We start from the raw sequence: 15,021 nt of genomic DNA on the forward strand, positions 1-15,021 counted from the left end.
TGGGAGAGCGCTCTCCATTGATGGTGTGATTCAGTTGTGGACCCCGAACTCGTAGAGCGAGTAGCCCCAACCGGTGCCGCGGGCCGTACCGTTGACCCGGACGTAGCGGCCGGTGCCGGACACGTCGAGGTCGTCGACACCGCCGTTGCCGTCGGTGACCGTGCGGACGGTGGTCCAGTTCTGCCCGTCGTCCGAGGTCTGCACGGTGTAGGCCTTGGCGTACGAGGTCTCCCAGACCAGTTGCACATGCCGGAACGAGCTCCGGGTGCCGAGATCGACCCGCAGCCACTGGGGGTCGCTCCAGTCGCTTGCCCAGCGGGTGCCGAGGTTGCCGTCGACGGCACCGGCCGCGGTGCAGGGGCAGTCGCCGCCGCCGGTCTGGTACGAGGAGGCGGTTGCCGGTCTGCCGAGCGCGCTGTTCGTTCCGCTCGGCGTGGGCGGGACCACCCGCACGGAGCGGGTCTCGACGCCGACGTTGCCCCGGCCGTCCTTGACCTTGACGTAGAACTTCCAGACTCCGGGCCGGTCCGGCGCGGTGACGCGGAGCCGGCCGCCGCCGAGGTCGGTGAAGGGCAGCGGGTTGAGCTGTTTGCTCTGGTCGATGTACACGCTGTTGTCCAGCACTTCGTACGTGACCGGATCGCCGTCGGGGTCGGTGGCCTTGACCGACAGCGTGAGGTCGCGCCCGGCGGGCACCTTGCCCGCGTCGCCCTCGATGGTCAGGCCAGTGACGACCGGCGGGGTGTTGTCACGCGAGGTGTCGCCTCCGTACGCCTTCTTCACGGCGTAGTACGACAGCCGCTTCTCGCCCGCGGGCAGCAGGTTGAACCAGATGCCGCCGAAGTCGTACTCGGTGCCGTAGTGGAACATCGTGGCGCCGAGCGCGACGCCCGGGTGTCCGGTGACGCAGTTCCACGCCCGGGTGTAGCCGTCGGCCTTCGCCCGGTCGGTGGGTTCGGCGGGCACGCCGTTGGCGTCGTCGGGCACCTCCCACTCTCCCGCGGGACCGGTCTCGGTGATGATGTACGGCTTGGTGTAACCACCTTGCTGCCAGGCCGACTTGACGTCACAGACGGCGTTGTAGGCGTTGACCGCGTACAGGTCCAGGTCGGGCGCGTTCCGCTGGTAGTAGGGCCAGGCGCCGGTCCATGCGTCGGTCGAGGTCACAGGGTGGTTGGGGTCGACGGCGTGGATCTTCCTGGTGATGTCGTTCACGAGCGTGGTGTAGGCGTCGCGCTGCCGTTCCAGCTCGGCGCCGCTGTAGCAGTTCTGGAGTCCGAGCACGGACTCGTTCCCCACATTCCACATCAGGACGCCGGGGTTGTCCTTGTAGGTGGCGGCCCATTGGGGGAACTCGGTGAGCACCTGGTTCTTGTAGGCGGTGTCCGTCAGGTAGTTCACACAGCCGCCGCTACCGGGTCCGCCGCCGGGCTGCAGCCAGAAGCCGGCGATCACTCGGATGCCCTGGGCCGCCGCGGCGTCGAAGAGGGGCTTGCTGGAGGCGTCGGTGCCCCACGTGCGGACGGTGTTGACGCCCATCGACTTCAGGTCGGGCATGTAGCGCCCGGCGTCGGCGACGGCCGGCCCCCAGGTGAGGCCTTTGATCTGGTACGGGCTTCCGTCGACGGTCAGTCGCCAGTTGCCCTGCGAGCCGGTGACCTTGACGACGCCGCCGGCCGCCTGGGCCTGCTGCGCGGGCAGCACGAGCGCGCCCGCGGCGAGCAGGCCCGCGGTGAGGGGCGCGGCAACGCGGCGCCGGGTGGTACGGGATCCGGTCATGAGTGTCCGTCCGGTGTACGGGTGAGGGGTGCGGGGGGGGGAGGTGCCGGGGGTGCGGGGATCCGGCACGAGTGAAGGGGGTGCGGTTGAGGTGGGCGCCGGCGCGAAGGGTGACGGGTGACAGGGCGGACGGTCCCGCCGGCCCGGTTGTGCGCCGGACCGGCGGAACGCGTCCGGCGCCCGTCAGGGAAGCCGGTAGTTCGCGTCGAGTGCGGCGCCCGCCTCGGGGTGCGTCTGGTCGTAGCCGCGTGCGTCGCACTGGAGCCCGCCCACGACGCAGTGGTCGACGAGTGCCTTCTGCGTCGCCGGGTCCCACGCGTTGAAGAAGTCGTAGTGGAAGGAGTGGCCCGCGCCGCTCGAAAGCCTCACCTGCGACATGTCACCGTTGACCGGGAAGGCCATCTTGAACTCGATCATCGGCAGGGCGACGGGGTGGTCGTCCGGGCAGATGTTGTTGTTCGTGCCGGGGTTGACCACCGGATACGCCATGTGACTCTGGTGGTTGGGGGTGTCCAGGTACTTTCCGTCCCAGCAGCTCGGTGCCTGAAAGCGGATGTTGAGCTGGACGTCGGCCCTGTTCGGGCACTGCTGCGGGAAGTCGATGTTGAAGAAGCTGTCACCGCACTCCCAGCCCTCCACGAATCCCCGGTGGTTGCGGAATTCGGTGGCGGACTGCATCGGGCTGCCGACCACGAATCGCAGACCCTTCGGGAAGGGCCGCACGCTGGTGTAGTCGGTGACACCGGCCTTGTAGTAGATGACCTGCGGACCCACCGGCAGGACGGGGGTGTCGCCCTTGAGCAGGGTCGGCATCCAGTACGCGGACTTGTCGCCGGGGGCCCTGCAGGAGGTCGAACCGGCGCCGAGCGAGGCGGTGGTGCTGGCCGCGTCGGTCGTGGTGTTGCCCATGAAGGTGTGGTCGTGGGACTTGCCCGGCTGGCCGGGATAGACGATCGGGTCGTCCGGCCTGGTGCGGGTCACCGAACAGTTCGCCTGGAACTCGTGGAAGTAGCGGTGCGTTGGCTCCGCCTTGGACGGGACGACACCGGTGACCTGCGGGTTCGCCGGGATGTAGCCGTCGCCGTCCGGGTCCTCGGGCGAGGAGAGCGTGGACGCGGCCATCACGTGCGCCGCGTGGACGGTGCTCGCGCCGGCGGCGGACGCCGCCCGGCCGGACGCGGGGTCGGCGCTCATCGCCACTCCGGCCAGGCCGAGCGAGGTCAGCACCAGCGCACTGGACATCAGGATTCCTGAGACGATCTTCGATCTCCGTGCCATGGAGACCTCCTGCCACGTCGATGGGGACGGTGGGGGCCGGACGGCCGGGCGGCGCCGATCACGCCGCCGCCGGGCCGTCCGCGTGACGGTCCATCACATGTGCCGAGGAAACGGGAGAGCGCTCTCCCGGCGAGGAGTGTTGTGGCGGTCGCGCACGGGTGTCAAGGGAGTTGACGAAGGATCATCCGTCGGCGATGTGCGCACCTCTTGAACACAATCCCGGGTCTGTCATGGATCTCCGAACCGGTCCATTGCTCAATCAAGTACCGCAAATGCACGCCGGGTTACTCCTTCGTCATGCAACAACATCCCGGACTCCGGTCACAACTCTTGACGCGTCGTTCACCTGGATGAAGCATGCATCGGCGAGAGAGCGCTCCCCCGTACCTCCCACCGTTCACTTCCTGAACCAGGAGAGTCGCCCCCCATGCCTCCAACCCCCACAGACGTCCCGGACCCCGGTCGTTCCACCGTCGCGCGGCGCACCGTCCTCGGAGCGATGGCGGCCGGCGCGGCCGCGCCCGGACTGCTCGCGCTGTCCTCACCCGCCTCCGCCTCCCCCGCACCGCCCGTCGCCCGGTCCGTCCGGCAGCCGTCGGCCCTTCCCGGCGGCGGTGATCTCGGCCCGAACGTCATCGTCTTCGACCCGTCGACGCCCGGAATCCAGGCCAGGCTCGACCAGGTCTTCCGGCAGCAGGAGTCCGCGCAGTTCGGCACGGGCCGCTACGCCTTCCTGTTCAAGCCGGGCACGTACAACGGGCTCAACGCCCAGCTCGGCTTCTACACCTCGATCGCGGGCCTCGGCCTGTCACCGGACGACACGACGATCAACGGTGACGTGACCGTCGACGCCGGCTGGTTCAACGGCAACGCCACCCAGAACTTCTGGCGCTCGGCGGAGAACCTCGCCCTCAGCCCGGTCAGCGGCACCAACCGGTGGGCGGTGGCCCAGGCCGCCCCGTTCCGTCGTATGCACGTCAAGGGCGGGCTCAACCTCGCGCCCGCCGGCTACGGCTGGGCCAGCGGCGGCTACATCGCCGACAGCCGGATCGACGGCTCGGTCGGACCGTACTCGCAGCAGCAGTGGTACACCCGCGACAGTTCGGTCGGCGGCTGGGTCAACGCCGTCTGGAACATGGTGTTCTCGGGCGTCCAGGGCGCCCCCGCGCAGTCGTTCCCGAACCCGCCGTACACGACGCTCGACACGACACCGGTGTCCCGCGAGAAGCCCTTCCTGTATCTCGGCGGCGGCGAGTACCGGGTGTTCCTGCCGGAGAAGCGCGTCAACGCCCGCGGCACCACCTGGGGGAACGGCACCCCGCGCGGCTCGTCCCTGCCGCTCGCCCAGTTCTACGTGGCCAAGCCCGGCGTCACCGCCGCCACCTTGAACGCGGCGCTCGCCCAGGGGCTCCATCTGCTGCTGACACCGGGGATCTACCACCTGGACCAGCCGATCCAGGTGAACCGCGCGGGGACCGTGGTCCTCGGCCTCGGCTACGCCACGCTGATCCCGGACAACGGTGTGACCGTGCTCAGGACCGCCGACGTGGACGGCATCCGGCTGGCCGGCTTCCTGATCGACGCCGGTCCCGTCAACTCCGCGACCCTCCTGGAGATCGGCCCGGCCGGGGCGTCGGCGGACCACTCGGCCAATCCGACCACCGTGCAGGACGTCTTCGTCCGCATCGGAGGTGCGGGCGCGGGCAGGGCGACGACCAGCATCGTCGTCAACAGCCGGCACACGATCGTCGACCACACCTGGATCTGGCGGGCCGACCACGGCACCGGCGTCGGCTGGGAGACCAACCGGGCCGACTACGGCATCCGCGTCAACGGCGACGACGTCCTGGCCACGGGCCTGTTCGTCGAGCACTTCAACAAGTACGACGTGCAGTGGTACGGCCAGCGGGGCCGCACCATCTTCTTCCAGAACGAGAAGGCGTACGACGCGCCGAACCAGGCCGCCGTCCAGAACGGGAGCGTCAAGGGGTACGCGGCCTACAAGGTCGCCGATTCCGTGACCAGCCACGAGGGCTGGGGCCTGGGCAGCTACTGCTACTACAACGTCGATCCCACGATCGTCCAGCATCACGGATTCGCGGCGCCGAACAGGCCGGGCGTGAAGTTCCACGACCTGCTGGTCGTCTCGCTCGGCGGCAACGGTCAGTACGAACGCGTCATCAACGACACGGGCGGCCCCACCTCGAGCACGTCCACGGTGCCGTCCACCGTGGTCTCGTACCCCTGACCGTTCCGGGCGGCGCGGCTTCCACCGACGCGGCCCTGGGGAGCCCGTCCCCGACAGGAGGGCGGGCTCCCCGGGACGCCGGCGCCACCGGCGCCCGCGCCCGTCCGTGAACGCGCGTCAGTAGCGCTGGGCCTTGGCCAGGACAGCGGTGAGCTGGGGTTCCACGGGCTGCCGGCTGATCACGACCGGCTGCGCCTTCTTCCCCGGCTCCAGGTTCTCCTTGCCGACGAACTTCGTCTCCACGACCTTGCCGTCGGGGTTCTTGAAGTCGACCTGGACGGCGTACGAGGCCTTCTTGTCCGTGTTGTTGGTGATGGTGACGAGCACGGCCCGCAGCCCGCCGGTCTCCCCCGTGGGCAGGCCCGTCATGCTGACGTCGGACGTCGCGTTGCCGCCGCCCTGGACGTTCTTCAGCTCCTTCTGGGCGTTGGCCGAGGCGCGCGCGGTGTCGGCGGAGACGGAGGCCGCGAACTCCGAGGCCCTGGCCTCCACGGAGGCGGCGGCCGACGACGCCCGTTCGCTGGCCGACGCGATGATCGAGGAGGCCGCCGACGCGATGGCGGAGGGCGCCGACCCGGTGAAGTCGGACTTGTTCGGCGGGGTGATGGAGGCCGTGCTGCTGCTGCCGCCGTCGTCCGAGCTGCACGAGACGAGAACGGAGCCGCACGCGATCGCGGACAACAGGGCAGTGATACGCCGTGATCCGCTCCGGCCGTGGGGAACACGTCTGCTCATGGGGGCTCGCCTCTTCCTGCCGTACGGGGCACGGGGGCTCGTCCTTTTCCTGCCGTACGGACTCCCTCATGCTCCGTGTCACGCCCGGCCACGGCGAACCACGGGGGCCCATTGGGGTGGCGCGCGGGGATCAGCTCCCGCGCCGGGCCCCTTCGAGCCACGCGTCCGAGACGGCCAGGGCCGCCGCCATGATGCTGAGCTGCGGGTTGACCTCCGGACAGCCCGGCAGGACGGAACCGTCCGCGACGAGGACTCCGCGGACACCGCGGAGCCTTCCCTCGGGGTCGGCGGGCGCCCGCCGCGGATCGTCGCCGGCCGCGACCGTGCCGGTCGGGTGGAAGGCCGACACGTGGAGATCACGGGGGCCGGCCGAGCGGAGCAGTTCGTCGAGCGCGTCGAGCGACCGGGCGCGGGGCGCTCCGGGGATTCCGGTGAGGACCTCCGTCGCCCCGGCGGCGAAGAGGAGGCGGCCCATCGCCCGTACGGCGGTCATCAGGCGGTCGCCGTCGCGGGGGTCGAGGTCGTAGCGGACGAGCGTCCGGTCCCGGCCGCTCACCTGCCCCGAGGGGCGGTCGGCGATCATGGCGCCGAGGGTCGCGAGACGGTCCGACTCCTCCAGTTCGCGCCGCAGTTCCCGGCCGAGGCCGGGCAGGACCAAACTGCTCATGCCGGGTGGGCTCGCGGTCGCCTCGACGAGTATCCCGCGCTCGTGGAGTTCCTCGACGCCGACGCTCTGCAGCACGCCCCGCCACGCCGTCACCGGCTCGGCGAAGCGTCCGGCGACGCTGGTGGCCGGGTGCACGCTGAGGTTGCGGCCCAGGCGGGGATGTCCGCCGAGGCCCGAGCGGCGCAGCAGGGGCGGTGTCTGGAGCGCCCCGGCCGCCGTCACGACGAGGGGGCTGAGGATCTCCATGTCGGTGCCGTCGGGGCGGCGCGCCAGGACTCCCGCGGCCCGCGGCGGGCCGGGAACGTCGTGGTCCAGCAGGATGCGCTGGACCCGCGCGCCGGTGACGATCCGGGCGCCGGCGGCGCAGGCGTCGGGCAGGACGGACAGGTGCACGCCCTGCTTGGCTCCGGTGGGGCAGCCGACGACGCACTGGCACGAGCCCTTGCAGCCGGGGGCGTTGCGGCGCAGCGGGGCGGCCCGCCAGCCGAGCCGTCCGGCGCCGGCGAGGGCGAGCAGTCCGTTGTTGCCGAGGACGTCGAGGGGCTGCGGTGCCACGCGCAGGGTTCGCTCGGCCTCGTCGAGGAGGGGCCCGAAGCGGTCGGCGAGCCCGAACCCGAACACACCGCGCCAGCGGTCCAGGACGTGGTCCGGAGTGCGGTAGCACGTACCGGAGTTGACGACGGTGGTGCCGCCGACGGCACGGCCGACCGGCAGCAGGACCGGCGGTCTGCCGAGGGCGACGGTGGCACCGCCGTCCCGGTACAGCTCGGTGAACCGGTCGAGGGGTGCCCGGCGGCCGAAGGAGGCCGTCGAGTGGTGCCGGCCCTCCTCCAGGACGACCACGCTCAGCCCGGCGCGCGCGAGGGTCCGCGCGGCCATGGCGCCGCCCGCGCCGGAGCCGACGACGACCACGTCGGCGGTGGTGCGGGCCGGCCATTCCTCGGCCGGGGTGCAGTCGAGGGGCGGATCGGCGGGGGCGGGCGCGGCGGGCACGGCCGGGATCCGTTCGGTGCCCGCGGCCAGCAGCACGGGAACCTTGAGGAGGTCCAGCACGGGGGCGAGCCGGGGCCGTTCGGCCAGCGAGCGGAGCACGTCCTCGCGTTCGTCGGGGCGAAGGGCCGCCAGTCGTCTGCCGGTGCGCAGCACGGCGTACGTCTCGACGGCGGCGACGGCCGTGCGCACCCCGGCGCGGGCGGGGCGGGGCAGTGCGGCGAGCACGGAATCGAGGCGGTGCGGCACCCGGGCGGGCCAGGCGGTGCCGCCGTCGTCGGCGAGAAGCGCGGCGACGAAGCCGTCGGCGGTCATCGTGTCCCCGCCTCGGCGTGCGCGGTGCCGTCCAGTGTCCAGGAGGCTTCCAGGCGCCAGTGGCCCCACCAGCGCTCCAGGACGACACGGGCGTCGGCGGACTCGCTGTTGCGGCACACCGCGCGGGCGCCGTCCGGGTCGCGGTACTCGAGGGTGAGGGTCCGTTCCGGGGGCTGGCGCACCTCGACGCGGATGCGGCGCAGGGCCGTCCGGCCGGTGACCGTCCACTCGGGCAGTCCCATGACGGCCCGGAACCGTCCGATTCCCAGCCGGCCGATCGCCGAGCGCTCCGGCCGCCGTGGCCACGTGCGGCCGGCGCGGCGCAGGCGCAGGAAGACGAGCGGGGGGAGCCGGCGCAGCACGGGCCGGGTGGAGACGGCGGCGACGATCTCCAGGACGTCTCCGTCGCCGAGGTCGGCGTGCAGCCAGGTCCACCGGTGGGCGTTGCCGTGCCCGTAGATCCGGGCCGAGGCTCCGGGAGCGGCGCTCAGGTTCAAGGTTGTTTCCCCGTAAGAGAATTCGCCCTCGTACGTGGCCCGGGCGGCCGGCAGCATCTGGGCGGCGGGCAGCACGGGGCGGCGCCAGGACCAGCGGGGGAAGGTGAACAGTGCCGGGCCCTGGGGGCGTTCGAGGAGTTTCCAGCGGAAGTCGCCCGCGCTGCCGGTGAGTTGTCCGGCGACGCAGGTCACGCCCTCGGCCGTGAATCCGTCGGCCGGGCCGGTCCAGGGGACGGGTCCGAAGCGGGCGTGGCGCACGTCGCCCTCGCGAGGGAACACGGCGGCCCAGCCGTGGGCGAACGGCTCCGATCCGTCGGCGGGTGCGGTGAGTTCGTGGTGCAGCCAGACCCCGGTGCCGGTGGCCGGGTCGGTGAGGGTGGTGTACCAGACCTCGGTGCGGCCCGGGGCGCCGTTCCAGCGGGGGGCCATGTGCTCGGCGGGGTCCTCGTGGCGCGGGAAGCGGAAGCTGAGCAGGAAGGGGGCGAGGCCCGTGGCGGCCGGGAAGCGCAGGACGCCCTCGCCGGCCCGTGTGTCGCCCTCGTACACGGTGAACGGCAGGGTGGTCATGGACGCGAGGGGGTGGCGCGGGGTCACCGACTTCCAGCCGTCCAGGGTGAGGCGGCGCCCGTCGGCGGTGAACGTGAGGCGGTAGCGGATGCGCCGCCGCGCGATCGGCGACACCTCCAACTCGCCCTCGGCGCACGGGTCGTCGGTGTGTCCGGCGATGCGCACCCGGCCGGTCAGGCGGGCCGGGGTCGTCCGGTGCGGGAGCAGGACCCGGTCGGCGGCGGCGCGCAGGTCGAGCCGGATGCGCCGCTCTCCCGGTTCGCCGTCGAGGCGGACGGTGCCGAGCATCGTCTCGGTGAACCGCGTGCCCCTCATGCGAGACCGTCCAGCATGATGCGCTCGGTGTCCCGCAGATAGGTGTCGGCCGCCTCGCGCGCCCGCTTCGCGTCCCCGGCGGTGACGGCCTCCACGACGGGCGCCAGCCGCTCATGGGCTGCTGCCGGGTCGGTGAAGGGGCCGTTGAGCAGGGAACGGACCGGCAGGTAGGCGTTGAAGAGCGTGTTCGTGAGGAGGACGTACACGCGGTTGCCCGTGGCGCGGGCCAGCGCGCGGTGCACCTCCACGTCGGCGAGCTGGACCGCGTCGACGCCCTCGGCGCGGAGCACGGCGTCGAGGAGCGCGCTCAGTTCGGCCCGCTGCGGGCGGGTGCCGCGTTCGGCGGCCCGTTCGGCGATCAAGGAGCCGACGCCGCGCCGCACTTCGAACACCTCGTGCACCCAGCCGGCGTCGTGCCGCACGAGCATGGGCAGGAGGTCCGCTCCGCCGAGCCGTGCGTAGTCCCGTACCCGGGTGCCCACTCCGTGCCGGGTCTCGAGCAGTCCGGCCTGCACGAGCCGGCCGAAGGCGTGCTTGAGCGTGGTGCGCGTGACGCCGTACCCGTCGGCCAGCCGCCGCTCCGGAGGGAGGTAACTCCCCGCCGGATGGCGGCCGTCGAGTATGTCCGTCCGCAGCCGGTCCTCCAGGACGTCCACGATGGTCTCGCGGGGCAGTGCCTCCACGTTTCCCCCTCCGGGCAGTGGCTGAGTGGATGATCCACTGAATCAGTGGACGGCCATGCCGGTCAACCCCCGACGCGCACAACCCGGTTGGCCCGACGCCGAGTTGGACCGGACCAATCCTGCGCACATCGTTGACACGGGCACTACCTCGCAGGACTCTGAGAGCGCTCTCAAAGGGAAGCGGACGAGTCACGTCCGTGTGCATCCACCTCGCTGAACCCCCACATCAAGGAGGCAGAGAGTGCGCGTACACATCCGATGGCCTGCCTGGACGTTGGCCTTCGCCACACTCGCCGCGACACTGCTCACCTTCGGCGCGCCCTCCCGCGCCGAAGCCGCGGTCCCGGCGACCATCCCCCTCACCTTCACCAACAACTCCGGTCGCGGCGACCAGGTCTTCATCTACGACCTCGGCACACAGCTCTCGACCGGACGGCAGGGCTGGGCCGACGCGAACGGCACCTTCCACGCGTGGCCCGTGGGCGGCAACCCGCCGACGCCCGCGCCCGACGCGTCGATCACGGGACCGGCCAACGGCCAGTCGAAGACGATCCGGCTCCCCAAGTTCTCCGGACGGCTCTACTTCTCCTTCGGGCAGAAGCTCGACTTCCGGGTGACGACCGGCGGACTCGTGCAGCCCGCCGTCCAGAATCCGAACGACCCGAACCGCAACATCCTCTTCAACTGGTCCGAGTACACCCTCAACGACTCCGGCCTGTGGATCAACAGCACCCAGGTCGACATGTTCTCCGCCCCGTACGCCGTCGGAGTCAAGCTCGCCGACGGGACCACGAAGAGCACCGGTCACCTCAAGTCCGGCGGCTACAGCAGCTTCTTCAGCGCGCTGCGCAGCCGGCCGGGCGGCTGGGCGAACCTCGTCCAGACCCGGCCCGACGGCACGGTGCTGCGAGCGCTCGCCCCGGGCCACGGCATCGAGGCGGGCGCGCTTCCGGCGACCGTCATGGACGACTACATCAACCGCGTGTGGCAGAAGTACGGTTCGTCGACGCTGACGGTGACACCCTTCGGCGACCAGCCGAACACCAAGTACTTCGGCCGGGTCTCCGGTGGCGTCATGAACTTCACCAACAGCTCCGGAGCGGTCGTCACCAGCTTCCAGAAGCCCGACTCGGACAGCGTCTTCGGCTGCTACAAGCGGCTCGACGCGCCCAACGACCTGGTGCGCGGGCCCATTTCACGCACCCTGTGCGCGGGGTTCAACCGCACGACTCTGCTGACCAACCCCCAGCAGCCGGACACCTCGTCCGCGAGCTTCTACACGGACGCGGTGACCAACCAGTACGCCCGCGCCATTCACGCGCAGATGGCCGACGGCAAGGCCTACGCGTTCGCGTTCGACGACGTCGGCAACCACGAGTCCCTCGTCAACGACGGCAATCCGCAGCAGGCGTACGTCACGCTGGACCCGTTCAGCTGACCGAAGCCGCGTCGCCGGAGCGGGGGCGGGTCCCGGGCGGGAACCGTCCCCGTGCGCGTGTCCGTCCCTGTGCCAATGGCCGTGCCCATGGCCGTGCCCGCGCCCGTGCCCGTGCCTGGTCGCCGAGGCCGCCCCGGGTGTGGTCCGGCGCCAGTGGCTTCATCCTTCTTCGTCGGGATCCAGGCAGTGCACGGGGACCCGCTGGACGAGGTTGTTCACGAAGCCGCCGCGGTTCCACGGCTGGTCGAGTGGCTGGGTGTGGCCTTCGGCGTCGGTGGCCCGGGCGCTGAGGACGTGACGGCCGGGGGTCGCCGTCCAGGTGAACCGCCACGCGCGCCAGGCCCATGGGTGGGCGTTCGGCGGGTCGAGCCGGGCCGGGTGCCAGGAGCGCCCCTCGTCCGTGCTGACCTCCACGCCGGTCACGGGTGGGCGGCCCGACCAGGCCCGTCCGGTCAGGGTGACGGCGCCCGGCGGGACCACCCGCGCCCGCGACATGAAGTCGGGGAAGCCCGGCGGGGCCAGCAGGGCGCGCGGCGCGATACGGGTGACCGGCTCGCCCTCGTCGGTGGCCTCCTGCCGCAGCCGGTACGCCACGGTCTGCTGGAATCCCCGGAACGGCGCGCTCGTCACCTTGATGTCCCGGAGCCACTTCACCTGCGCCATGCCGTACCAGCCCGGCACCACGAGCCGGACGGGATGCCCGTGCTGCGGGGGCAGCGGGGCGCCGTTCATCGCGTAGGCCACCAGGACCTCGGGCTCCTCGCCGCGTGCCACGTCCAGCGGGAGGGCGCGCTGGTAGTCCTGCTCGACCCCGCGTTCCACGCCGTGATCGGCTCCGGTGAACACCACGTCCACCGCGTCCGGTTCGGGCCCGGCCTCGGCGAGGAGGAGGCGCAGCGGCACACCCGTCCACTCGGCCGTGCCGACCGCCTCCACCAGCCACGGCTGGCTCACCGGCCGGGGTGTCAGCAGCGCCCGGCCGTTGCCCGCGCACTCCATGGTCACCCGCTGCCTGACCGCCGGGTACGCCTTCAGCTCATCGACACCGAGCAGCAGCGGGCGCCGCACCCGCCCGCCCAGGACGAGCCGCCAGGAGTCCTCCTCCGCGTACGGGATGTCGTAGTGCGTGAGTACGTAGTGCAGCCCGGGAGGGGTGACCTCGTAGCGCAGGGCCTCCAGAGGCAGTCCGTGGTTCCGGGCGGCGAGTGCCAGTTCCTGGGCGCTGATGCCCTCGTCCGGGCCGGCGATCCGGGCGGGTCCGCTCACGTCTTCGAGGCGTTGCCCCATGGGATCCATTGTCCGCCCGGCCGGGGTGGGGGCGCCAGACGACGGACTCGGTCTAGTCCGGCCCGGCCCAGTCGAAGGTGATGTGCTTGCTGGACCGGCCTTCTCGGCTCCAGAGGAAGTTGTGGGCATCGGCGCGGTCCGCCGTCGAGCGGCCCCAGGTCGCGACCTGGCCCGGTCCGGTCTCCGCACCCGGCAGGTTGGTCGACTGGACGCGCGCGCCCTCCGGGGTCGTGGGTCCCGTGAGCGCGACCGCGCTCGCCTCGACCCGGCCCGGTACCACGGCCCGCCAGCTCGCGAGGTCGTCGGCGACCTCGATCTCGATGGGGGCGAACTCCATGCCGCGCATTTCGGCGCCCATCATGGCCACCATCTCGGCGGGCCAACTGCCCGCCTGCCCACCGAAGATCATCTGAAGCGCCTGGCGCTGGGGCTCGTCGGCACGCTCGTCGACGAAGACCGCGGCATACGTGTCCGTGTGCTCGGCCCAGATGTTGCCGACGAACGAGGCCAGCATCAGCACGTTCAGGCCGTCCAGTCGTACGTCACCGTAGCGGCCCTCGCGGATGTGCCAGGCCAGGATGCCGTCGCAATCACCGTGGGTGGGAAGCTGGGCGAACGAGCAGGGGCAGGGCACGTTGCACTTGCAGGTGTCGAACCAGTCGCCCGCCGCGTGCCACCGGGGAACGGTCGCCGTCGTCTCGGACATCTCCCTGCCTCCTCGTGACCGTACCGGGACATCGGTCTCGGGAGGACGGCAGAGCCCCCGGGAGCCATCACCGGCCCACGCCCGGGTCGTACGGGTGTCCACTCCGATTGTCCCACCGCGGGGACCACCCGGAGGAGGTGCTTGCCGCGTACACGCGTTCCCCCGCGCACGCGCGGGTCCGCCGTGATGTGCTGGAGGCGTGCGCCTCGACCGGAAGGGCCCGTCACCCCCTCCGGATCCGGCACAGCTGCTGTCGGCCCGGCAGCTCGCGTTCGCCTGGTCCGTGATGGCGTCGATCGCCCTCCTCGCCTGGGTGCTGGTGGTCGACCAGGCCCGTGACATGGGGGTCGAACCGGGAACCATGGGCATGGGCGTCCCGCTGTTCCTGCTGCTGTGGCTGGTCATGATGATCGCCATGATGTTCCCGTCGGTGGCCCCGGTGGCCCTCACGTGGGCGCGGGCCATCGGGCGCCAGTCGCCCACGGGAGCCGTGCGGGTGGCTCGTACCTCCCAGTTCGTCGGCGGGTACCTCCTGACCTGGACGGCCTTCGGCCTGGTCGCCTACGGGCTCCTAGCCTGGACCGGGGCCCTGGTGGACGAGCACCCGGGCGCCGGGCGCTGGATCGGCGCCGGGGCCTTCCTGGTCGCCGGGCTGTACCAGTTCGGCCCGTGGAAGGATCTCTGCCTGCGGCACTGCCGTAGCCCCATGGGCCAGCTCGTGCGCTACGCGGGCTTCCGGCCCCGGGCTCGCGATCTGCGGGTCGGGGCGCACCACGGGGCGTACTGCGTGGGCTGCTGCTGGGGGCTGATGGTGGTGCTCGTCCCGTTGGGCGTCATGAACGTCCTGGCGATGGCCGCGGTGGCCGTGGTGATCTTCGTGGAGAAGCTCTGGCGGCTCGGCCCCGCCTTCTCGCAGGTCGTCGGGGCCGCCTTCCTCGTACTCGCGGTACTGAGCCTCTTCCAGCCCTGGCTGCTGCCGGGCCTGATCCCACCGCAGTCGCCCATGACGGAGATGCTCCGACCCTAGGGCCTGTCCGGGCCAACGCTGCGGTCCACCAGGTCGCGCCAGCCGGCCTCCAGGCGCTCGCGCGGCATGGCGCGCTGGCGGGTCAGATGGCCGATCAGCGCGGGGTCGAGGTATCCCATCAGCGTCTGGGCGACCAGCTCGACGTCCGTGTCATGTCCCGGGCTCGCCTGGCGCAGCAGCATGCACACGTGCATGAAGCGGACCCGGTACGGCGCTGAGGTGAAGCGGCGGGTGACCTCGGGTTCGGCGGCGAGGTACAGGTCGAGCTGCTCGGAGGTCTGGCGCAGGGCGTGGCATCCGAAGGCGTGCAGGCGCTCCACCGGCGACGCGCCGGGGCCGAGCGGCGCCGGACCGCTGATGAAGGCGGTCTGGAAGCGCTGCTCCGTGTGGTCGAGCAGGGCCATGAGCAGGCCGGTGCGGTCGCCGAAGCGCCGGAAGACGGTCCCCTTGCCCACCGCCGCCGCGCAGGCCACGCCTTCCATCGTGAGT

At 71.7% G+C, this 15,021-nt stretch carries 12 protein-coding genes; 3 read left to right on the forward strand and 9 right to left on the reverse strand.

What is annotated here, in order from left to right:
• Positions 1-30 precede the first annotated feature (30 nt).
• Positions 31-1,779, reverse strand: a complete 1,749-nt coding sequence (locus ACWEBX_RS24740) for a discoidin domain-containing protein (protein WP_451887008.1) — start codon at positions 1,777-1,779, stop codon at positions 31-33.
• Positions 1,780-1,962: 183 nt separating this feature from the next.
• On the reverse strand, positions 1,963-3,057 hold the full coding sequence (locus tag ACWEBX_RS24745; RefSeq protein WP_451887009.1) for a DUF1996 domain-containing protein: 1,095 nt from the start codon (positions 3,055-3,057) through the stop codon (positions 1,963-1,965).
• A gap of 427 nt (positions 3,058-3,484) precedes the next feature.
• On the opposite strand from ACWEBX_RS24745, the gene ACWEBX_RS24750 reads away from it, so the two are divergent.
• Positions 3,485-5,305 (forward strand): coagulation factor 5/8 type domain-containing protein, encoded by a 1,821-nt coding sequence (locus ACWEBX_RS24750; protein WP_451887010.1) that lies wholly within the window; start codon positions 3,485-3,487, stop codon positions 5,303-5,305.
• 117 nt (positions 5,306-5,422) lie between these two features.
• Here ACWEBX_RS24750 and ACWEBX_RS24755 read toward each other — a convergent pair whose 3' ends face one another.
• The 4 genes from ACWEBX_RS24755 to ACWEBX_RS24770 all read right to left on the reverse strand — a co-directional run bounded on the left by ACWEBX_RS24755 (position 5,423) and on the right by ACWEBX_RS24770 (position 10,074).
• The gene (locus ACWEBX_RS24755) at positions 5,423-6,040 is read right to left on the reverse strand and encodes a hypothetical protein (RefSeq protein ID WP_451887011.1); all 618 of its coding nucleotides are present in this window, start codon (positions 6,038-6,040) and stop codon (positions 5,423-5,425) included.
• Between the two features lie 130 nt (positions 6,041-6,170).
• A complete protein-coding gene (locus ACWEBX_RS24760) occupies positions 6,171-8,012 on the reverse strand; it encodes a GMC family oxidoreductase N-terminal domain-containing protein (RefSeq protein WP_451887012.1) in 1,842 nt (613 codons plus the stop codon).
• Complete coding sequence (locus ACWEBX_RS24765; protein ID WP_451887013.1) at positions 8,009-9,391, reverse strand: hypothetical protein; 1,383 nt, start codon at positions 9,389-9,391, stop codon at positions 8,009-8,011. The genes ACWEBX_RS24760 and ACWEBX_RS24765 overlap by 4 nt, the downstream gene beginning before the upstream one ends.
• Complete coding sequence (locus tag ACWEBX_RS24770) at positions 9,388-10,074, reverse strand: FadR/GntR family transcriptional regulator (protein ID WP_451887014.1); 687 nt, start codon at positions 10,072-10,074, stop codon at positions 9,388-9,390. Before ACWEBX_RS24770 ends, ACWEBX_RS24765 begins: the two co-directional genes overlap by 4 nt.
• Positions 10,075-10,315: 241 nt before the next feature.
• Here ACWEBX_RS24770 and ACWEBX_RS24775 point away from each other — a divergent pair, with 241 nt between their 5' ends.
• Positions 10,316-11,512, forward strand: coding sequence for a glycoside hydrolase family 64 protein (locus ACWEBX_RS24775; RefSeq protein ID WP_451887015.1), 1,197 nt, complete (start codon positions 10,316-10,318; stop codon positions 11,510-11,512).
• Between the two features lie 159 nt (positions 11,513-11,671).
• Here ACWEBX_RS24775 and ACWEBX_RS24780 read toward each other — a convergent pair whose 3' ends face one another.
• Together ACWEBX_RS24780 and ACWEBX_RS24785 are read right to left on the reverse strand one after the other, a co-directional pair.
• Positions 11,672-12,799: a sulfite oxidase gene (locus ACWEBX_RS24780; RefSeq protein WP_451887016.1), complete on the reverse strand. Its 1,128-nt coding sequence runs from the start codon at positions 12,797-12,799 to the stop codon at positions 11,672-11,674.
• A 52-nt stretch (positions 12,800-12,851) separates the two neighbouring features.
• Positions 12,852-13,505 (reverse strand): DUF1326 domain-containing protein, encoded by a 654-nt coding sequence (locus ACWEBX_RS24785; protein ID WP_451887017.1) that lies wholly within the window; start codon positions 13,503-13,505, stop codon positions 12,852-12,854.
• 199 nt (positions 13,506-13,704) lie between these two features.
• Between ACWEBX_RS24785 and ACWEBX_RS24790 the strand changes: the two genes are divergently transcribed.
• Complete coding sequence (locus tag ACWEBX_RS24790) at positions 13,705-14,532, forward strand: DUF2182 domain-containing protein (protein WP_451887018.1); 828 nt, start codon at positions 13,705-13,707, stop codon at positions 14,530-14,532.
• Here the strand turns inward: ACWEBX_RS24790 and ACWEBX_RS24795 are convergent.
• Positions 14,529-15,021: TetR/AcrR family transcriptional regulator (locus tag ACWEBX_RS24795; RefSeq protein WP_451887019.1), on the reverse strand; the 493-nt coding region annotated here is incomplete at its 5' end. The genes ACWEBX_RS24790 and ACWEBX_RS24795 overlap by 4 nt on opposite strands.

The sequence above is a fragment of the Streptomyces sp. NPDC005070 genome, from assembly GCF_053600395.1.